This window comes from Pseudomonas sp. MDT1-17 (genome assembly GCF_054898105.1).
The window spans coordinates 4541586-4560220 of record NZ_JBUBVM010000001.1 but is presented as its reverse complement, the minus strand read 5'-3'; the positions used below and the strand labels follow the sequence as shown (position 1 = coordinate 4560220).

Below are 18635 nucleotides of genomic sequence, written 5' to 3'. Positions count from 1 at the left end.
TCAGGGGGCGAGGTCCGAGCGATTGACCAGCCAATCGAGCAGCAAATGGCTATCGCCGCGTGGCTCGGGAGCAGGCCGAGTCCGCGGGTGATGGCCCATCTCGACGCACAGCACCGGCCGGTCCGGGTCGCTGTCGAGAAAACTGATGAGTACATCGCTGCCGGCCCTTGGCAATTTGGACGGGTCAATCCGACCGTCCGGCGCTGCGAGGGCCACGGGTAGCCAGATACCGGCGGATTCATCCGGACCCGGTTCCGCTGTTGGCCACAGCCTGACCTGTATTCGTCCTCGCGCATCCATCACAGCTGGCTGTCCGGCAGGGCCAAGCACCCGCGCCGGCTGATAGCCCGGGATGCTCGGCCGGGTCTGTTTGAGTGCCGGCCTGAAGACCGTTGACCAGGGAATGGCGGTGAACTGATTGCGGTAATGGCGGACAGTCACGGATTTGTCGGCGGCAAGAATCGAAGGCTGTTGCCCCTGATGTCGGGTTTCTGTGAGCAGCCATTGATCGTTGAAACTCGACAGTGGATGCGCTGACACTTGCACAACCTGTGCGCTACGCAGCGCGCTATGGTTGCTTTGACCGTGGATTTTCACGTGCTGGCAACGCAGGCGCTCCAGTTGTCTTCGGCTCAGATGATCGCGATGGAGGTGCTCGGGAGCGGGACGGGCCATCACCGGCAATGGTCGGGTGAAAGCGTGGTTGGCCGCTCCCTCGTCGGCGATCTGCGAGCCACGGTTTCTGGCCTCCAGGCGTAAGGGAGGGGGCGGCGAGTCATGGCGCTGGAACAATTCACTGATCACCGGTAAATCACTTTCGTCGGGAGTGCTGTCCTGGAAAGGCGTAAGGACCGGTTCCTGGGGGAAACTCAGGCTGTCATCGGCCACGACCAGCACATGCCCGTCGCGCTGATGTTCGAAGTGATAGTGAATGCCTTCTTCTTCGCACAGTCGTTGCAGCAGTGCCAGATCGCTCTCCTCGTACTGAATGCAAAAAGGCCGGGGAGGATAGTGCCCGTTCGACAATTCGAAGCGATAGCTCCCCTCGGGCACATCATGTTCCTCCAGTAGTTGGCGCAGGATCATCGGTACGCTGAGGCGATGAAAGACGCGCCGTGAACGCTGCCGGTCGAGCATCTGAAGGTAGGGCACCAGCACCAGTTTGTAGCCGATCCGGTGTGGGCCGCGATGCTCGCGACTGGCACTGTGAAGTACGCCATGAATACCCTGGCCATCCGTCAGGCTGAGGAAAACCGGTTGTTGCAGCAATCGATCGAGGTTCATGGCCGGCGCCAGGCCGATCACTTCGATGTCGAATCGATAGGGCTGGTTGAGGGCTTCTCGGCCGCTGAACTGCAATACCTGCAAACTCAAGTCGCCGTCGAGGAGTGTCAGCGTGAAGGGACTTTCCTTGTCGTTGTGCATCGAACGCGCTTCTGCCATGGGATAAGGGCGCAGAGGGTACGAAACCACAGCCCTTTATAGTCACCGCAAATCGAAGTTTCAGAATCGCCCTACAACTGCAGGTGAAGATGTCGATTCACCATGCGGGTGAACAGGGTGTAATGCTGTTCACTTTAGAAAATGGATGGCGGCCTGAGAGCCGAACGGGTTTTGATCGTGTACATATCCGTTGCTGGGTAACGGCGGCTTAGGGTTCCGCCCTTACGGCCATCCCTTTCAAGGTCTTTTGGCCTTGGCGGCTTTGAGCACCCGATCTGTCGACACATGGGCATTCACTGCCTTGCCCTCAAGCCACTCCTTTGATTTGGGCACCTTCGGACCTCGTTTGCTTTTGGCGACCGCTTTGGGCTGGACGTTTCGGGCTAGCGTCAGCAGGTACTGAGCCAGCCCTCCTGCGGGGATGGGGATGGATAAGTGCTCTGGCGGCAAGGCTATTTGCATGCCCTCATAACCGCTGCGTACCTGCACCGTCAGGTGAAAGATCGACGCTTCCCAGTCTTCTGATTGAGTCTGGCAATGAGCCTGTTCGACACTGCGTTTAAGCACGGACAAAACGTTGTAAGCCAACACGGCGGACGCGAACCCCAGCAGGGCGGCTTTGGGGTTGCCCAAGGTTTCGATTTCACTGTCCAGCACCGATTCCAGACGCTGGAACATCCCTTCGATACTCCAGCGACGTCGATACAAATCGGCGATCTGCTCTGCACTGATGGTGTCGGGCAAGTTGCTCCAGAAGGACAGCGTGGTGTCGCCGGATTCGGTGGGGTTTTGCAGGCTCAGTTCGACACGCCGCCACTGGCGTCCGCCTTTTACTTCGATGGTTTGCTCGCGCACGCTGCCGGTTGCGACCGGGACAGGCTCCTGCCAGTCGCTTTCTTTAAGCAGGCGTGGATGCTTGCTTTGTTCGCGAATGATGAATGAAGCGCCGGCATCTTCGCAGGCCTCCATGACCGGGAGCGTGCAGTAGAGCCGATCAGCCATCCAGAGCTGGCCCGCCGTGGCTTTTTCCAGCAAGGGCAACACGCCGACGCGTTCGCTGGCATAGGCATCTTCACAGGGCTGAAGGTCGACGACTTGGTCGAGATCAGGGTCGTAAACCACGACCGAAAAACCAGGGCGGGCGGCACCTCGTTCACGGCGCAAAGCGCCCAGACGTTTTTCGCTGGAAGGCAGATGGTTGCCGTCGACGACGCGTAATTGCCAGCCAGGCAAAATGGCCGAGCAACCCAATTCTTGAATCGTCGGAGCCAGGCGCTGCGCGCTACCAGTTACCAACGCGCGCAACAGCGCAGGTTCGGTTCGGCTGACCTTGTCATAAAGCGCCGCCAGGCTGACGGGAAGATCCTCCATCTGCCGCGCGGCGGCGTGTAGGGAGGGCCGCAACCCCAGAGAAACAAGGGACATCAGCTCAATAATGGTCGAAAACAAAAGCTCGCGCGGGTACTGGCGCTGACGATGTTCTTCGAACACCTGATCAACCCACTCTGCCGCAACGGCCTGCTCCAAAACCAATTTGGCCATGACACTGGCCGGTGCTTTTTTCTCGAACCGCGCTAAAACTTCTGCCCACATCGTCTCGCCGTCCTGACTGGAGTTTTGAGGATTTTATCAAAGACCTTGAAAGGGCTGGCCCTTACGGCGGGTCACTTGGAAATACGGAATGCCGCCCAACCCCAAGTAACCAAACGCTCTTGCCCCTGACGTCCGGCCCTTCGCCTAGGCTCAGGGTATCCTCGCTCCGGTCCTGCTCCGTGGGCCCGCCGCCATCGGCCATCCATGCCGCGGTGCCCACTGCGCAGAACCTCCACTGGGCCTTCCGACGGGGCAGATCAAGATCAAAAGCCAAAGCAACAGCAAGATCAAAAGATCGCAGCCTCGCTTCGCTCGACAGCTCCTACAGGGAAATGTGTTCACTTGAAGCCAGGCCGGCCGGTAGGCCGCCTCGCTTTGGCATTTGCGGTGCAGGCCCCATCGAGAGGCCGAGCGCAGGTTCTGCGCAGTGGGCAACCCGGCATGGATGCCGGGTTAGCCGCCCCCGGCCATGGATGGCCGATGGCGGCGGGCCCACGGAGCAGGACCGGAGCGAGGGCACCCTAAGCCTAGGCGAAGGGCCGAACGAAAGGGGCAAGAACCCTTTGGTTACTTTGGGGTTCTTTTCCAAAGTGACCCGCCGTAAGGGCGGAGCCGCCAGCCGCCGTGACCGTAGAAACGGATATATACACGATCAACAAAATACCAGTCGGCCGGCTCTTGATGCATCGCCCCTCGCTACGCCTGTGTGTGCCTGAAACCCCGAGCTTAAGTGAATAGCATTAGTGAACAGCGTGGATTTTTTGGTCGATTGCCAACTTTAGGCCGTATAAACTTGCGCAAAGCGTCGGCCAATAGATGTCTCGGCGCCACAGATAAGAGAGTGAGTAATGGGCGCACAGTGGAAGGTTAAACACAAAGAAGCGGCATCTAACGCCAAGGGCAAAATCTTCGGCAAACTGGTGAAGGAAATCACCATTGCTGCCCGCAACGGTGCCGATACTGCCACCAACGCACACCTGCGTCTGGTGGTCGAGCAGGCCAAGAAAGCCTCGATGCCCAAGGAAACCCTGGATCGCGCGATCAAGAAAGGCGCGGGCCTGTTGGGCGAAACCGTGCAGTACCATCGCGTGACCTATGAAGGCTTCGCACCGCATCAGGTGCCAGTGATCGTCGAATGCGTGACTGACAACATCAACCGTACCGTCGCTGAAATCCGCGTCGCGTTCCGCAAGGGCCAATTGGGCGCTTCCGGCTCGGTGACCTGGGACTTCAACCATGTCGGCATGATCGAGGCCTCGCCGGACAGCCCTGATGCCGATCCGGAAATGGCCGCCATCGAAGCTGGCGCCCAGGATTTCGAGCCGGGCGAAGAAGAGGGCACGACCCTGTTCCTGACCGAGCCTGCGGACCTGGATTCGGTTCAGAAAGCCCTGCCCGAGCAAGGTTTCACCGTGTTGTCGGCCAAGTTGGGTTATCAGCCGAAAAACCCGGTCAGCGGTCTGAGCGATGAGCAGATGGCTGAAGTCGAAGCCTTTCTCGAAGGCCTCGATAACCACGATGACGTGCAGGACATGTTTGTCGGGTTGGCGGGTTAATCTGTTACTTCGGTGACCGCTTTGCGGTCACCGATTCTCCAAGGCCTGCACAATCTCTCTGAACCCCGGTCGCGCCATCACCTGCGGCTGACAGCAGCGCTGTTGCAATGCCTCAAGCTGCACGCGACCCTCGTCGCTTAACCCCGAGTCGATCCGCTCCAACAATTCCCCCAGCAAAACACCAAACGCCCGTACCTCGATCCGTTGTAGCGCACGGCTTTCAAAGCTGTCTGAGGTGGCATGAAAAGACGCCGCGCCAAAATCCCCCAACAGGCAATCACCGTGCTCGTTCCACAAAATGTTGTGGCCGTAGAGGTCGCCGTGGGTGATGCCATGTTGGTGCAAATGCTCGGCCGCCGAGGCGATGCCAGAGGCGATCCGCAATGCCGCGCCAGCGCTGAACCGGGCGTCGTTGGCGTAAACGTCGCGGGTACATGACGCCAGGCTCGGCAGCCCGGCCAGATTGCGATAACTCGGATCGATCAAGTGCATCACCAGCCCGGCCTGAGCTTCTGGATGCCCGACGACTCTCCCTTCAATCTGGATCAGGTTGGGGTGACAACCTGCGGTGATGCAGGCGTTCATTTCGTGCAACGGCGAGCCATCGCTGGTCATTTCGCCTTTGTAGAGTTTGACCGCGACTTGTGTGGCCGGTTGGTCCGGTCGATCCCAAATAGCCCCATGAATCACTCCCGACGCGCCTTCGCCCAGTTGCTGCTCCAGACGCAGTTCAGGCCAGGGAATGCGCGGCGTCGCTTCGAGGGCGGCCGCATCGGCTTCGGTCTCCAGCGGGTTCCCGGCGTACGCCAGCCAGGTCAGGCTCGGCAGGGACAGCAGCCATTCGGGCAACTCGGTCAACCGATTGGCGGCGATGCGGATCAGTTCCAGACGATGGCACTGGCGCAAGCTCTCGGGCAAACGCTGCAAACTGTTCCCTGCGAGCATGAGTTTTTGCAGATGCGGGCGTTCACCCAGCTCGGCGGGCAATTCGGTGACGCAGTTATCGGTCAGGATCAGCCAGCGCAACAAGGGTGGCAGGGCGGCGCCTGGCACGCGGTCGATGCGGTTGGCCTTGAAGCTGATCATCGTCAGTGCGGCGCATAGGCCCAGGCAGTCGGGCAGTTCGGTGAACAGATTGTCCGAGCAGAACAGCACACGCAAACGGGCCAGGCGGTGCAAGTCGTCCGGCAGGCTGCTCAAGGCATTGCCGCTGAGATCGAGGACTTCCAGCGAGTCCGCCAGGTCGAAGATTTCTCGCGGAAACTCCGTCAAGCCGCAGGTGAGGTCCAGGCGGGTGATGCCCGACAGTTGGCCGGCGCGCAGTTGGGCAAGGGTATCCATGAACAGATTCACTATTGATCGAGAGGAGGGCGCGGGGGCCTTAAAATGGGCGCGATGATAGCCGGAAAAGTGTGGCGTCTGTCAGGCCGCCTTCGCGAGCAAGCTCGCTCCCACATTAGATCGCGACCGTCCAGACAACTCGGTCAACTGTGGGAGCGATGCGCAAGCTGCTGCACTTTGTTTACGGCGTGCTCAAGTCGGGCCAACCCTATAACCCGAAACTTGCGCTTGCCCAGTGAGGTTCAAGACGGTATCTACCGCTCGATACTACGATTCCACCGCGCATTCCACGCCGGGCGCTGTTCGTTGACTTGATCCCAATCGATTGCAATGGCCGTGGTCAGGTACTGCTTCATCGCCTCGACCTGGCCGCGCGTCTTGTCGGTGGTCGGGGTATTGGGGTTGGACGGGATCTGGTCGCCGCCTTCAAGCGCGGCGGCCTGGGCTTGCGGCGTCAGCAAGAAGGCGGCGAGTTTCTGCGCCAGTTCCGGTTGGGTGTTGTTGGCGATGGTGCATTCGGCAACGTTGAGCACCACGGCGCCTTCCTTCGGCTGCGCATATTCCACCGGCATGCCCTTGAGTTTCAGGGCGGTGACCTGGGTCGGTGTGAGCGGGAACAGCGCTGCTTCGTCGGTCTGAAGCATTTCGGAAATCTTCGCCGAACTCGGGATGTACTCCAGCACGTTGCGCCCGACGGTATTCGGCCAAGCCTTGAAGCCCGGCTCGACGTCGGTTTCGCTGCCGCCCTGAATCCGGTTGAACATCAGGAAACCGTGCAGGCCGAAGGTCGAGGAGGCCATCGACTGGAACACCAGTTTGTCCTTGAAGCGCGGATCGGCCATGTCCATCCACGAGGTCGGTGCGGTCCAGCCTTTCTCCTTGAACAACCGCGTGTTGTACGCCAGCCCGGTCACGCCGAGGCTGACCGCCACCGCTTGATCCTTGATGCGGCCCTTGGCCGGAATCTGCGCCAGCGGTGCACTGTCTTCGAGTTTGTCGCACAGCCCCATGGCGATTGCGCGGTACATGATGCCGTCGTCGAGGAACATCACGTGCATCTGCGGGTTGCCTTTGCTGGCCTGGACCTTGGCCAGAATATCGGCGGAGGTACCGGGCACAATCACCACTTTGACGTTGTTGGCCTTCTCGAAAACCGGCAGCACCTTGTCGGCGTAGAGCCGTTCCATGGTCCCGCCGTTCATGCCCAGATACAGCGTCGGCTCTGCCTGGGCCTGGGTGACCGGGAGCAGGGCGCCTAAGCCAGAAAAACTAAGCCAGGACAAACCGAGCAGTGCACTGCGTTTGACGTTATTCATTGGCGCGACCTTCCTCTATCAAGCTACGGAGATGGAGTGAAACCGGGTGATGGAAAACGCATCCAGCGACGTTTTTGAGGCGCCGCTGCAGATGATGTCGGTGAGCGCCTGGCCCACCGCAGGCCCGATCTGAAAGCCCGCACCGGCAAAGCCGAATGCGTGCAACAGACCAGGTCGAGTGCCACTGTGGCCGATCACCGGTTGGCGATCGGGCAGATAACCTTCGGTGCCGCTCCAGGTGCGAATCGCCTGGGCGCCTTCGAGAAACGGGTAGAGCTCGACGGCCTGACGCAGAATCTCGATCACCGCGTGCTGACCGGGCCGGGCGCGGGCGTCGTCGAGGGCATAACCCTGGCCACCGCCCAGCACGCAATTGCCGCGTGCGACTTGACGGGCATAAATACCGCCGCCCTCGACCCCGGTGCTGGCATTCATCACCAACGGCAACGGCTCGGTGACCAGCATCGCCGGGTGTCCGGCGTGCATCGGCACCGGTTCGCCGAATTGTTCTGCCAGGCTGCCGGCCCACGCGCCGGCGCAGTTCAGCAGCCAGGGCGCGTGCAGTTCGAGACCGGTTTGCGTGCGGATGCGAAAGCGTTGACCGTCGTGCTCCACCGCCGTCACCGCGCATTGTTCATGGACCTGCGCGCCATGCCGACGCGCCGCCCGGGCAAACGCCGGGGAGACCAGTCGCGGGTTGGCGTGACCGTCATCGGGGCAGAACGAGGCGCCGACCGCCACCTCGCCGACCCACGGAAAACGTGCGCGCAATTCACTGAGCTCGAGCACCTGCAAATTGAGGCCGAAGCCCTGACTGCTGGCGGCATAGTCTTGCAACGCACGCAGGTCGCTGAGGCTGCGTGCCAGCTTCAGGTGGCCGCTGCGTTGATACTCGCCGTCGATGCCAATCAGCTGCGGCAGCTGCCCCCAGATTTCGTGCGCCCGTTGCGACAGTGGCAGTTGCGACAGTGGTCGCCCCTGACGCCGGACGCCGCCGTAGTTCACGCCGCTGGAATGCGAGCCGCAAAAATCCCGCTCCAACAGTGCCACGCGACGCCCGGCTTTGCTCAAAAAGAGCGCGGCCGAGGCACCGACAATGCCGCCGCCGATAATGACGGCATCGACCTCGATCATGATTCCACCTCCAGGCCAAACGGCAGCGGTTTGATGGGGGCCTGAGCCCGCAGTCGACCGATGTCGGACACGGATCGCTGGCTTTCGCAGGCAATGATTTCCGCGGCGGCGGCGCCACACATCCGGCCTTGGCAACGGCCCATGCCGACCCGGCAATGGGCCTTGACCCGGTTGAGTTCCCAATGGCCCTCGCGCACGACTTGGCGGATGTCACCGGCCCGCACTTCTTCGCAGCGGCAGATCATCAAATCATTCGGGGCATCGGCGGCCCAGTTCTCGGGAAAGACGAAGGCCCGCTCCAGGCCTTGGCGGAAGGTATTGATCCGTCCCAGCGCGAGCTCCAATTGCGCACCACGTTGCGCCGGGATCAGGTAACCGATGTCTTCGAGCAACGCCAGAGCCGCGCGTTCGCCGGCCATTTCGGCAGCGTCGGCGCCCATGATGCCGGCGCCGTCACCGGCCAGGTAAACTTCGGCGACACTGCTGCGACCGGCGCTGTCACGTTGCGGCAGCCAGGCGCGGTTGATCGGGTTCCAGATGAACTCACAGCCGAGCAAATCGGCGAGTTGGGTTTCACTGCGCAGGCCGTGGGCGAAGGCGACGGCGTCGCAATCGAGTGGCTGTTCACCCCTTGAGTTGGACCAGGTCAGCGACTGCACACGTTGTTCGCCATTGATGCGTTTCAGGGTTGCGCCCTGATGCACCGGGATGCCGTGGGCGGTCAGCCAGCTGCGGTAATAAATGCCTTTTGCCAGTGTGGCCGGTAGCGAGAGCAGGCCGGGCAGGGCGTGGGCCTTGGCGCTGAAGGGCGAACTGTCGAGCACCGCAACCACCTTGGCGCCGGCCTTGGCGTATTGATACGCCACCAGGTACAGCAACGGACCACTGCCGGCGAACACCACCCGTTCACCGATGGCGCAGCCTTGAAACTTGAGGGCGATCTGCGCTGCGCCGAGGCTGTAAACCCCCGGAAGGGTCCAGCCCGGTACCGGCAAAATCCGGTCGGTTGCGCCCGTGGCGACGATCACTCGGGAGAACGCCAGCCGTGCGGCGCGACCCTCATGCAAAGTGTCGAGCGCGCCGTCCTCGGCGTTCCATACAAGGGTTTCGGGACGGTAGTCGAGTTGCTCGCGCAGCTCATCAATCGTCTGATGCAGCGCGTTGGCCTTGCCGGCTTCGAAGCCATACAGCTTGACCGGCGAACGCTTGAAATTCGCCGGTTGCCGCCGATAAATCTGCCCGCCGCCACGCGTTGCTTCGTCCAGCAAAATCGGGCGAATGCCCTGCGCAACCAGTGTCTGCGCCGCACGTATACCGGCCGGGCCGGCCCCGATGATGATCACGGAATTCATATCGCCCCCACGATTTTCAAGATCAAAAGATCGCAGGCTTCGCCAGCTCCTACAGAGGATCGCGTTCGGCGTAGGAGCTGGCGAAGGCTGCGATCTTTTGGGCGCACCGGATAAATGACTGTCATACGCTGCGCCCCGGTTCGCGGCTGATCTGCTGGCCGGCTTCGAGCGGCGTCGAGCAGGCGCGCACGCGTCGACCATCGCCCAGTCGAACCCAGCAGTCCTGACAGGCACCCATCATGCAAAACCCGGCGCGGGGTTCGGCGCTGAAGTCGCTGCCGCGCAAGTGGTCGCTGCAGGTCAGCACCGCCGTCAGCAAGGTGTCGCCGAGCAGGCCGGTGGCCGGTTGGCCGTCGAGGGTAAAGTCCAGGGCCGGGCGGTCGCCTTCGGCCAGTCGTTTCAGCAGAGCCATGGCGCCCTCATTGTTTGCCCACCAGAACCCGATCGAGACCGTAGACCCGATCAAGCAGAATCATCGTCAGCGCGGTCAGCGCAATCACCAGGGCCGACACCGCCGCCATCATCGGATCGATGGATTCGGTGGCGTACACGTACATCCGCACCGGCAGGGTTTGCGTGGCCGGCGAGGTGACGAAGATCGACAGCGTGACTTCATCGAAACTGTTGATGAACGCCAGCAGCCAGCCACCGGCGACCCCCGGCAGAATCATCGGCAAGGTGATTTCCCGGAACAGCGTGAAGCGCCCTGCACCGAGCGATTGCGCGGCGTGTTCGGCGCTGCGATCCAGGCCAATGGCCGACGCCAGCACCAGTCGCAGCACGTACGGCGTGATCACCAGCACATGAGCGAAGATCAGCCAGGCGAAGCTGCCATTCACGCCCATCAGCGCAAACAACCGCAGCAAAGCCACCCCCAGCACCAGATGGGGAATGATGATCGGTGACAGGAACAGACCGTTGAAAAAGTCCCGGCCGGGGAACTCGAATCGAGTGATCGCCAGCGCCGCCGGCACCGCAATCAGCGTCGCCAGACTGGCGGCGCAGAACGCGAGGATCAGGCTGTTGTAGAACGCATCGACAAAGTCAGCACGCTCGAACACCGCGCGAAACCAGCGCAGGGAAAACTCCGTGGTCGGCAGGCTCAGGGTGTTTTCCGGGGTGAAGGCCACGAGGCAGACCACCACCAGCGGCGCCAACATAAACAGCACCACCAGGGTATGGAACAGCAGGGCGAAAGGACCGTTCTTGGACATGACGAGTTATCCCAATGACTTCTTGTAGCGGCCTTCGATCATCCGGTTCCACGACAGCATGATCAGCAGGTTGAGCAACAGCAGGGTCACGGCGATGGCCGCACCCATCGGCCAATTGAGCTCCGACAGGTATTGGTCGTAGATCAGCGTGGCGACCATCTTCAGGCGGCGTCCGCCGAGCAGGCCGGGAATCGCAAACGAACTGGCGGCGAGACCGAACACGATCAACGTGCCAGAGAGCACGCCGGGCATGATTTGCGGCAGCACCACTTGGCGCATCACGGTGAAGTGACTGGCACCGAGGGACATCGCGGCCTGCTCGGCGGCCGGGTCGAGTTTTTGCAACGAGGTCCAGACCGGAATAATCATGAACGGCAGCATCACGTGGACCAGCGCGATCACCACCGCAAACGGTGTGTAGAGCAATTTCATCGGCGAGCCGCCAAAGGCCTGCAGGGTCTGGTTGACCAAGCCGTCGGCACCCAGCAACAGGCTCCAGCCGAAGGCGCGCACCACCACCGAAATCAGCAATGGGGTGAGGATCAGAATCAGGAAAATCGAGCGCCACGGTGCGCCCATGCGGCTGAGGATGTAGGCCTCGGGCACGCCGATCACCACGCAGAGCAGAGTGGTCAGGGCGCTGATCCACATCGTGCGCAGAAAGATTTCGTAGAAGTACGGATCGCCCAGCAGGCTGCTGTAGTGGTCGAGGGTGTAGGCGTCGCCGTTGATCCCCGAGCTGTAGTCGAACACGTTGAACGACAGCACCAAGGTCAGCAGCAGCGGGATAACCAGCAGGCCGAGGTATAAGGCCAGGGCCGGTGCTGACAGCCAGTAACCCTGGCGTCCCTGGCGAATGGCGACAAGCGTACTCATGCCGGCACCTCGTCGACACTCAGCACCCGCAGCAAGGTCGCGTCCCACTCGAGGCCGACCGCCGTGCCTTCGGTCAACGGTGCCGAACCGTCGTTGCGGCGCACCACGCTGAGTTCGCCCAGGGTCGTCGATACGCCGTACAGCCATTGGCTGCCGAGAAAGAAGCGACTGACGATCTTGCCTTGCAAACGGCCCTGACCTTTTTCCTGCAGATCGATTTTTTCCGGGCGCAGGCTGAGGGTCATATCGCCGCCACTGCTCACCTGGACGACGCCGGCACTGTCCCGTTCGCCGGGCAGCAGATTGGCCTTGCCGACGAACCCGGAAATGAATTCGGTGCGCGGGTGTTCGTAGAGGGTGTAGGGCGCGTCGATCTGGGTGATACGCCCGGCCTGCATCACCACCACCCGGTCGCTGATGGACAGCGCTTCGCACTGGTCATGGGTGACCATCAGCGTGGTGATCCCGACTTCGCGCTGGATGCGGCGGATTTCGAACTGCATCTCTTCGCGCAGGTTGGCGTCGAGGTTGGACAGCGGCTCATCAAGCAGCAGCACCGGCGGCTCGATCACCAGCGCCCGGGCCAACGCAACACGTTGCCGCTGGCCACCGGAGAGTTCTCGCGGGTAACGCTCGGCATGCGGGGTCAGGCGCACCAGTTTCAGCACCCGGTCCACCCGCTGCTGCAACTCGCCGCTGGCCACTTTGCGCATGCGCAGACCGAAGGCGACGTTGTCTTTCACCGTCATGTGCGGGAACAGCGCGTAACTCTGGAACACCACGCCCAGGCCGCGACTGGCGGGTTTGGCGTGGGTGATGTCGCGACCGTCCAACAGAATGCGTCCGCTGCTGACGTCGACGAAGCCGGCAATCATTTGCAGGGTGGTGGTTTTGCCGCATCCGGAGGGGCCGAGCAGCGAGACGAATTCGCCTTTTTCGACCGAGAGGTTGGTGGCAACGACGGCGTCGATCTCACCGTAACGTTTGCCGAGTCCTTCAAGTTGCACAAAAGCCATAACTGCGCTCCACCTGAGATTGTTATGCGTCGCCCGAAGGCGCGCTTTTTTGTATGGGCAGATACGAAAAGGTCTTGCTGGGTGCGTTGGCGCTCGACTTCAGTCGGCTGCCGCTGTTGTTCGAATCGCCCCTGTCTGGACGCAGAGTAGGACGAAGAATAGGATGGGCTCAATGGCCTATTTCACTGAAGCGATGACTATTTTCGGTTTCATTCGGTGAGTAAATTAATTATCGAGTAAATCAATGCCAGATTCCATTGAGCGGAATGATCAAAAAAATGAAGTCGGTGTCGGCGCAGTCTCAAGACTGTTTGCCGTGCTGCGCAGCCTGGGTGACACCGTCGAGGGCGGGGAGCGGGTGACGCAATTGGCCCACCGCATTGGCCTGTCGCAACCGACCACGCACCGTTTGCTGCGCAACCTGATGGATGAGGGCATGGTCGAGCAGGATGCGCGCAGCAAACGCTATCGCTTGAGTCTGGAGTTTTTCGCCCTGGCGGCTCGTGCCGGGAACACTGGAAACCTGCGCGAACTGGTGCGGCCGGCGCTGCTGCGGTTGTCGGCGTCGTTGGGGGATTCGTTGTTTTTGCTGGCGCGCAGTGGATTTGATGCGATCTGCCTGGACCGCAGCGAAGGGCCGTTTCCGATCCGCACGTTTACCGGTGACATCGGTGGGCGGGTGGCGCTGGGGGTGGGGCAGGGCAGCCTGGCGATTCTGGCGTTCCTGCCGGAAGAAGAGCGCGACACGGTGATTCACTACAACTTGCCGCGGTTGAAGGATTTTCACCTGTACGACGAGGTGTTCCTGCGTTCGGAAGTCGAGAACGTGCGCACACTCGGTTACGCCGGGCGCAACACCGGCGTGTTGCAAGGCATGGCCGGAGTGGCCGTGCCGATTCTGGATCGAGAAGGACGGGCCGTGGCGGCGTTGAGTGTGGCCACCGTGAGTGATCGGCTGGGGCCGGATCGCTTGCCGACAGTGGTCGAAATGCTCAAGCGCGAAGCGGCGCTGATCGGGCCGCGGATCAACCCGTTTGATCCATTGCTGCGCCGTCCTTCGCAAGTCTTCGGGCAGGGTTGAACACAAACCACAGGGCTCCCACAGGGGATTGGTGTTGCGATCAGAACTGCACGGTTTGCTTGAGCATCTGCGCCGCCGGCGTATCAGTCGGGCTGACCATCGCATAGTTGTACCCGCCCCCCGACCAGTACTCGGCCTGCAACTCGCCATCGCTGCGACTGCCCCTGGGCAACAGGTAGTTTTTCGGTCCCGGTGGGCGGACGTAGAAGCTGACTTTATGGCCGCCTTGATCCTCGTAGACCACCATCGCCGCCGGCCCTTGCTCGGTGCTGAGCAAGCGCCCGCTGACCGGTTTGAAACCGGCGCCCGAGAGGTCAGGCAAGCGATTGGCCTGAGTGAAATAGCGGTCTAGCCAACCCTGCATGTCACCGTCATCGCTGACTGTGTAGTCGGCCGGCAGGATGCCTTGCTGGGCAAACAGACGATAGGCCTGCAGGGCATCGGTCATCGGCGGCGGGGCACTGACGAGTGTCATCTCCCGGGCTTGCCAACCGCTGAACCCGCCGACGCTGACCGCGATCAGCAACACGGCGGCGCTGGCCAGGTGACGGCGCTTGCGCGTCAGCGACACGGCAAACCGGCGCAATCTGGGAATGATTTCTCTCAGTTGTTCGTCGATATCGTTCATGAAGTTCTGACTAGTCACTACGCTAGGGGGTGTCCGGTCTCACAAATACGTTTCCTTTTTGGCGGCGTCTGTTGTCGCCATACTGCGTTGCCGCTCCTTGCCATAGCTAGCTATGACGCGTCGCGGCGCCTTGCCTGGCAACAACAGCCACTCGTCAAAAAAGGAACGTATTTGTGAGACCGGACACCCGGAAGACGCCCGGCAGTCGAGGTTATTCCACGCCTGAAAAAATAAATACCGCGCGATGGAATAAACCGCCATGGGGTGCGTCTGCTTGATTCTTCTCACTTGTGGCCGATGGCCCTGGAGTCTTTCATGGTTGATCGCTCAACACCGCCAACCCGGCCACCCTTGAGTGCCGCGAGCCTGATATTTCGTCTGGCGGGCATTGCCGTGGTCGTTGCCGCAGTGGCCGGGGCTTTTGCCTACGTCAACGGCACCTTTGACCCACAGCGTCTGACCCCGAAAAAGCTGATCAATGTGTTGGAGACCAACAACGGCGTGCACCCAGGCTTCCGGCGTAACCACTCCAAGGGCGTGTGCGTGATCGGGCATTTCGAGAGCAGCTTTGATGCGCGCAGCTATTCCAGTGCTCAGGTGTTCAACGACGCGCGAACCCCGGTGGTCGGGCGTTTCGCCTTACCGGCCGGCAATCCTTATGCGCCGGACAACAGCGTGCCGATCCGCAGCCTGGCGTTGCGATTCACCCAGGCCAACGGCCAGCAGTGGCGCACGGGAATGAACAGCATGCCGGTGTTCCCGGTGGGCACGCCCGAGGCGTTCTACCAATTGCAACAAGCCCAGTCACCGGACCCGGCCACCGGCAAGCCGAACCCGGCTGCCGTGCCGGCGTTCTTCGGTTCGCATCCGGAAGCGGCACCGTTCCTGGCCTGGATCAAAACCGCCAAGCCGTCGGCCAGTTACGTGACGGAAACCTACAACAGCGTCAATGCGTTTTACCTGGTGAACGCTGCAGGACAACGGCAGGCGGTGCGCTGGAGCATGGTGCCGGTGGCTCAGGATGCAGCGGGTGCTACGGCGCCTGAAGGCGGTGATTTCCTCGAGAAAGACCTGGTTCAGCGTATTTCCGCAGGGCCGTTGCGTTGGCAGCTGAACATCACGCTGGCCAACCCCGGCGATCCGGTCGACGACGCGAGCAAGGCCTGGCCCGAGGGCAGAAAGGTCTTGAATGCCGGCACCCTGGTGCTCGAAAGCACTCAGCCGCAACTCAACGGTGAATGCCGTGACATCAACTACGACCCGCTGGTACTGCCCGCCGGTATCGAAGGTTCCGACGACCCGTTGCTCGCCGCTCGTTCAGCCGGTTACGCCAGTTCCTACTTGCGTCGCACCAGCGAAGTCAGCCAGTTGCCCTCTGCTAATAAACAGGAGACTCGTCAATGAGCGCTCAACCGAACCACTTCGCGCCTTTAGCGCGACTGCTGCATTGGCTGATGGCGCTGATGATCATTGCGATGCTGTTTATCGGCGCGGGCATGGCCGCTTCGGTGTCCGAGCGTCATGAGTGGCTGATTCATCTGCACAAACCTTTGGGCGTTGCGATTCTGTTGCTGGTGATCGTGCGTCTGGGCGTGCGTTTTTCCACCCGACAGCCACCGCTGCCCGCGGATCTGCCGGGTTGGCAAGTGCTGGCGGCCAAGGCTTCACATGTTTTGTTGTACGCCTTGATGCTGGTCCTGCCGCTGCTGGGCTGGGCGATGATTTCGGCGGCGGGGGATCCGGTGATGCTCAGCAGCTCGTTGCAGTTGCCATCGATTCTGCCCGCGAATGCCCAGGTGTTTGCGTTCCTGCGCAAGGCTCACGGGTATCTGGCGTATTTGCTGTTCTTGACGGTGCTGCTGCATTTGGCGGCGGCGCTGTTTCACGGCTGGGTGCGTCGCGATGAGGTGCTGGACAGCATGTTGCGGGGGAAGGATCGCGGCTAAAAGATCGCAGCCTGCGGCAGCTCCTACAAGATTCGTGCGGTTCACACGGTCGAAGTAGGAGCTGGCGAAGCCTGCGATCTTTTGATTCTGCGCATTCAGCGCAACGTGTTGACCATGTCCGCGACGGTGGTCAGCACATCCTTGCCCAACTGCTTCGAGCGCTTGCCGGACCAACCAGTCAGCGCATTCGGTGCGTCGTTGTTGTCCTTGAAGGGCATTTCCAGGGTCAGCGACAGGCAGTCGAATTTCTCGCCGACGCTGTTGCACGCCAAGGTCATGTTGGCTTTGCCCGGCTCGTCGCGGGTGTAGCCGTGCTTGGTCTGGAAGTCCTTGGTCAGGTGTTTCAGATGGCTGCGGAAATGCTCTTCGAGTTTTTCGATCCGCGGCGTGTAGCCCGGGTTGCCTTCGCAACCGGCGGTGAACACGTAGGGGATTTCTTCATCGCCGTGGATGTCGAGGAACAGGTCCACGCCGTACTTTTCCATTTGCTGCTGAACGAACAGCACTTCCGGGCTGACTTCCTGGCTGGCGCTCTGCCAGGCGCGGTTCAGGTCCTGGCCCATGGCGTTGGTGCGCAGGTGACCGTGGAAAGCGCCGTCCGGGTTCATGTTCGGCACCAGGTACAGGTCGGCGCTGGACAGTAATTTGCTCAGTACAGGATCGTCGTGCTTTTCCAGACGTTCAATCACGCCTTCCATGAACCACTCGGCCATGTGTTCGCCGGGGTGTTGCTGGGCGATCATCCAGACCTTGCGCTGACCGTCGGCGCCCGTGCCTTTACGCAGCAGCTGGATGTCCCGACCTTCGACGCTCTTGCCGGTGGCCAGCAGTTCGGTGCCGGCCTTGGACAGCGCCTGCTCGATCAACCAGTCATGGCGACCACGGCTGTAGGGTTCGAAGTAAGCAAACCAGGCGTGGGTGGCGGTGGCTTCAAGGCTGAAGCGCAGGCAGTCACCTTCGAATATGGTCGGCACCCGGAACCAGTTGACGTGGTCGTAAGACGCGACCGCCTGATAACCGTCCCAGGCTTTGTTGTAAGAGGACTTGCTGGCATTGTTCAGACGAAACCAGTGCTCCTGACCGACGTGCAGACCGCTGGCCTTGAAGTGGAACCATTGAAAGTGCTGGCTGCGAGTGTCTGGCTTGATGGCCAGCAGGGCTTGCAACGGGTTGCTGATGTCCAGCACTTCAATGTTGCCACTGTCGAAGTTGGCACTGATGTCGAAAGAAGATTTAGCCACGGTCATAGTCGATTCCTGAATATGATTTTATGGCTGCTACTTTACACGCTGCGAAGGGAAAAACCGGGGGAAAATTGCGGGGGGGAAGGGGGGTGTCCTCCTTGACGCCGACGCAGCTTAGAGACTGGGCGATTGATTCTCAAGTGCTATTTTTTAATTGGTTTGGGCCAATGATGCCGGGCTTCTCTTGCCAACGGATATTCTTTTGATATCATCCGCGCCATCGAATTTGCAGCACTTAAAGACTTCATTAGCCTGAAGGTAAAGCCAGAATAACTGGATCGAGTAGGAGGCGGGGTTGCCCCCGCCGTCCTCTCACACCACCGTACATACGGTTCCGTATACGGCGGTTCCTGCCTACTGACAAACAACGTCAGCGAGCTTGGTTCCGTTGATGTGTCGCCTGCGGTATCTAAGCGCCCAGACCGGCCCTCGGAGCTTCCGGCTCCTACCTCCTGATGGTCTCGACCCCCGCTACGCGGAGTTTCTGCTTTACGCTCCAACAGAGATCACACCCGACTATCCACTCATGGCAGGTTCAGCCCTTCATTACTCCGGTTTCGAGCAACTACTACGGCCTCTGCTGACTTCTGTCGCCCATCCCGTCATCTCGCGACGCCGGTAGCACATGGCAGGCTAAACAGATCTCCCAGGGTAATTCGCGCGACCTTCCTGCTTATGCCTGTCGGATCTACGTCGTAGCGCTCCGTGCAAGTATTGGGCTTTGGCAATTTTGGCTACCTTACCCCGCTACGCCGCCTAATCCGCTTCCTGTTCGTCAGGCCAGCATTTTGCCTCGGGCTTCCTTCAGATTCGCAGTCACCCGCGACACCCTTGCCTCTGGCTAACACTTCCCCTTGCCGGGTGTGTAGAGGACTTTCACCTCCAAGTCACCAGC

Annotated in this window: 15 protein-coding genes and 1 pseudogene; 4 read left to right on the top strand and 12 right to left on the bottom strand. The window is 60.9% G+C overall.

Annotation, left to right across the window (positions count from 1 at the left end; translation table 11 throughout):
- Positions 1 to 1425, bottom strand: a complete 1425-nt coding sequence (locus tag ACYZTX_RS21165; RefSeq protein ID WP_462035703.1) for a type VI secretion system Vgr family protein — start codon at positions 1423 to 1425, stop codon at positions 1 to 3.
- Between the two features lie 255 nt (positions 1426 to 1680).
- The gene (locus ACYZTX_RS21160) at positions 1681 to 2985 is read right to left on the bottom strand and encodes an IS4 family transposase (RefSeq protein WP_462037067.1); all 1305 of its coding nucleotides are present in this window, start codon (positions 2983 to 2985) and stop codon (positions 1681 to 1683) included.
- 899 nt (positions 2986 to 3884) lie between these two features.
- Here ACYZTX_RS21160 and ACYZTX_RS21155 point away from each other — a divergent pair.
- Positions 3885 to 4592: a YebC/PmpR family DNA-binding transcriptional regulator gene (locus tag ACYZTX_RS21155; RefSeq protein WP_462035702.1), complete on the top strand. Its 708-nt coding sequence runs from the start codon at positions 3885 to 3887 to the stop codon at positions 4590 to 4592.
- 27 nt (positions 4593 to 4619) lie between these two features.
- On the opposite strand, the gene ACYZTX_RS21150 is transcribed toward ACYZTX_RS21155, so the two are convergent.
- From ACYZTX_RS21150 to ACYZTX_RS21115, 8 genes are all read right to left on the bottom strand, one after another.
- Positions 4620 to 5933, bottom strand: coding sequence for a leucine-rich repeat-containing protein kinase family protein (locus ACYZTX_RS21150; RefSeq protein ID WP_462035701.1), 1314 nt, complete (start codon positions 5931 to 5933; stop codon positions 4620 to 4622).
- Between the two features lie 254 nt (positions 5934 to 6187).
- Positions 6188 to 7249 carry an ABC transporter substrate-binding protein gene (locus ACYZTX_RS21145; RefSeq protein WP_462035700.1) on the bottom strand — a complete coding sequence of 354 codons (1062 nt, stop codon included), beginning with the start codon at positions 7247 to 7249 and terminating at the stop codon, positions 6188 to 6190.
- An 18-nt stretch (positions 7250 to 7267) separates the two neighbouring features.
- Entirely contained in the window at positions 7268 to 8383 is a 1116-nt protein-coding gene (locus ACYZTX_RS21140; RefSeq protein ID WP_462035699.1) for an NAD(P)/FAD-dependent oxidoreductase, read from the bottom strand.
- Positions 8380 to 9735: an FAD/NAD(P)-dependent oxidoreductase gene (locus ACYZTX_RS21135; RefSeq protein WP_462035698.1), complete on the bottom strand. Its 1356-nt coding sequence runs from the start codon at positions 9733 to 9735 to the stop codon at positions 8380 to 8382. Before ACYZTX_RS21135 ends, ACYZTX_RS21140 begins: the two co-directional genes overlap by 4 nt.
- A gap of 121 nt (positions 9736 to 9856) precedes the next feature.
- Positions 9857 to 10147 (bottom strand): (2Fe-2S)-binding protein, encoded by a 291-nt coding sequence (locus ACYZTX_RS21130; protein WP_462035697.1) that lies wholly within the window; start codon positions 10145 to 10147, stop codon positions 9857 to 9859.
- A gap of 7 nt (positions 10148 to 10154) precedes the next feature.
- On the bottom strand, positions 10155 to 10949 hold the full coding sequence (locus ACYZTX_RS21125) for an ABC transporter permease (protein WP_056740278.1): 795 nt from the start codon (positions 10947 to 10949) through the stop codon (positions 10155 to 10157).
- A gap of 6 nt (positions 10950 to 10955) precedes the next feature.
- On the bottom strand, positions 10956 to 11825 hold the full coding sequence (locus tag ACYZTX_RS21120; protein ID WP_462035696.1) for an ABC transporter permease: 870 nt from the start codon (positions 11823 to 11825) through the stop codon (positions 10956 to 10958).
- A complete protein-coding gene (locus tag ACYZTX_RS21115) occupies positions 11822 to 12841 on the bottom strand; it encodes an ABC transporter ATP-binding protein (RefSeq protein ID WP_462035695.1) in 1020 nt (339 codons plus the stop codon). Before ACYZTX_RS21115 ends, ACYZTX_RS21120 begins: the two co-directional genes overlap by 4 nt.
- Before the next feature lie 244 nt (positions 12842 to 13085).
- On the opposite strand from ACYZTX_RS21115, the gene ACYZTX_RS21110 reads away from it, so the two are divergent.
- The gene (locus tag ACYZTX_RS21110) at positions 13086 to 13922 is read left to right on the top strand and encodes an IclR family transcriptional regulator (protein WP_462035694.1); all 837 of its coding nucleotides are present in this window, start codon (positions 13086 to 13088) and stop codon (positions 13920 to 13922) included.
- A 40-nt stretch (positions 13923 to 13962) separates the two neighbouring features.
- Here ACYZTX_RS21110 and ACYZTX_RS21105 read toward each other — a convergent pair.
- Positions 13963 to 14481: pseudogene (locus ACYZTX_RS21105) on the bottom strand (anti-sigma factor family protein); the annotation flags it as partial.
- A gap of 384 nt (positions 14482 to 14865) precedes the next feature.
- Between ACYZTX_RS21105 and ACYZTX_RS21100 the strand changes: the two are divergent.
- Together ACYZTX_RS21100 and ACYZTX_RS21095 are read left to right on the top strand one after the other, a co-directional pair.
- Positions 14866 to 15954, top strand: a complete 1089-nt coding sequence (locus ACYZTX_RS21100; RefSeq protein WP_462035693.1) for a catalase family peroxidase — start codon at positions 14866 to 14868, stop codon at positions 15952 to 15954.
- Entirely contained in the window at positions 15951 to 16496 is a 546-nt protein-coding gene (locus ACYZTX_RS21095) for a cytochrome b (RefSeq protein ID WP_462035692.1), read from the top strand. Before ACYZTX_RS21100 ends, ACYZTX_RS21095 begins: the two co-directional genes overlap by 4 nt.
- A 95-nt stretch (positions 16497 to 16591) precedes the next feature.
- Here ACYZTX_RS21095 and ACYZTX_RS21090 read toward each other — a convergent pair whose 3' ends face one another.
- On the bottom strand, positions 16592 to 17743 hold the full coding sequence (locus ACYZTX_RS21090) for a M14 family metallopeptidase (protein ID WP_462035691.1): 1152 nt from the start codon (positions 17741 to 17743) through the stop codon (positions 16592 to 16594).
- Between the last annotated feature and the right edge of the window lie 892 nt (positions 17744 to 18635).

Excerpts from the sequence above, each read along its gene's own strand:
- ACYZTX_RS21165 (WP_462035703.1), bottom strand. The coding sequence starts at position 1,425 with ATGCACAACGACAAGGAAAGTCCCTTCACGCTGACACTCCTCGACGGC.
- ACYZTX_RS21160 (WP_462037067.1), bottom strand. The coding sequence starts at position 2,985 with ATGGCCAAATTGGTTTTGGAGCAGGCCGTTGCGGCAGAGTGGGTTGAT.
- ACYZTX_RS21155 (WP_462035702.1), top strand. The coding sequence starts at position 3,885 with ATGGGCGCACAGTGGAAGGTTAAACACAAAGAAGCGGCATCTAACGCC.
- ACYZTX_RS21150 (WP_462035701.1), bottom strand. The coding sequence starts at position 5,933 with ATGGATACCCTTGCCCAACTGCGCGCCGGCCAACTGTCGGGCATCACC.
- ACYZTX_RS21145 (WP_462035700.1), bottom strand. The coding sequence starts at position 7,249 with ATGAATAACGTCAAACGCAGTGCACTGCTCGGTTTGTCCTGGCTTAGT.
- ACYZTX_RS21140 (WP_462035699.1), bottom strand. The coding sequence starts at position 8,383 with ATGATCGAGGTCGATGCCGTCATTATCGGCGGCGGCATTGTCGGTGCC.
- ACYZTX_RS21135 (WP_462035698.1), bottom strand. The coding sequence starts at position 9,735 with ATGAATTCCGTGATCATCATCGGGGCCGGCCCGGCCGGTATACGTGCG.
- ACYZTX_RS21130 (WP_462035697.1), bottom strand. The coding sequence starts at position 10,147 with ATGGCTCTGCTGAAACGACTGGCCGAAGGCGACCGCCCGGCCCTGGAC.
- ACYZTX_RS21125 (WP_056740278.1), bottom strand. The coding sequence starts at position 10,949 with ATGTCCAAGAACGGTCCTTTCGCCCTGCTGTTCCATACCCTGGTGGTG.
- ACYZTX_RS21120 (WP_462035696.1), bottom strand. The coding sequence starts at position 11,825 with ATGAGTACGCTTGTCGCCATTCGCCAGGGACGCCAGGGTTACTGGCTG.
- ACYZTX_RS21115 (WP_462035695.1), bottom strand. The coding sequence starts at position 12,841 with ATGGCTTTTGTGCAACTTGAAGGACTCGGCAAACGTTACGGTGAGATC.
- ACYZTX_RS21110 (WP_462035694.1), top strand. The coding sequence starts at position 13,086 with ATGCCAGATTCCATTGAGCGGAATGATCAAAAAAATGAAGTCGGTGTC.
- ACYZTX_RS21100 (WP_462035693.1), top strand. The coding sequence starts at position 14,866 with ATGGTTGATCGCTCAACACCGCCAACCCGGCCACCCTTGAGTGCCGCG.
- ACYZTX_RS21095 (WP_462035692.1), top strand. The coding sequence starts at position 15,951 with ATGAGCGCTCAACCGAACCACTTCGCGCCTTTAGCGCGACTGCTGCAT.
- ACYZTX_RS21090 (WP_462035691.1), bottom strand. The coding sequence starts at position 17,743 with ATGACCGTGGCTAAATCTTCTTTCGACATCAGTGCCAACTTCGACAGT.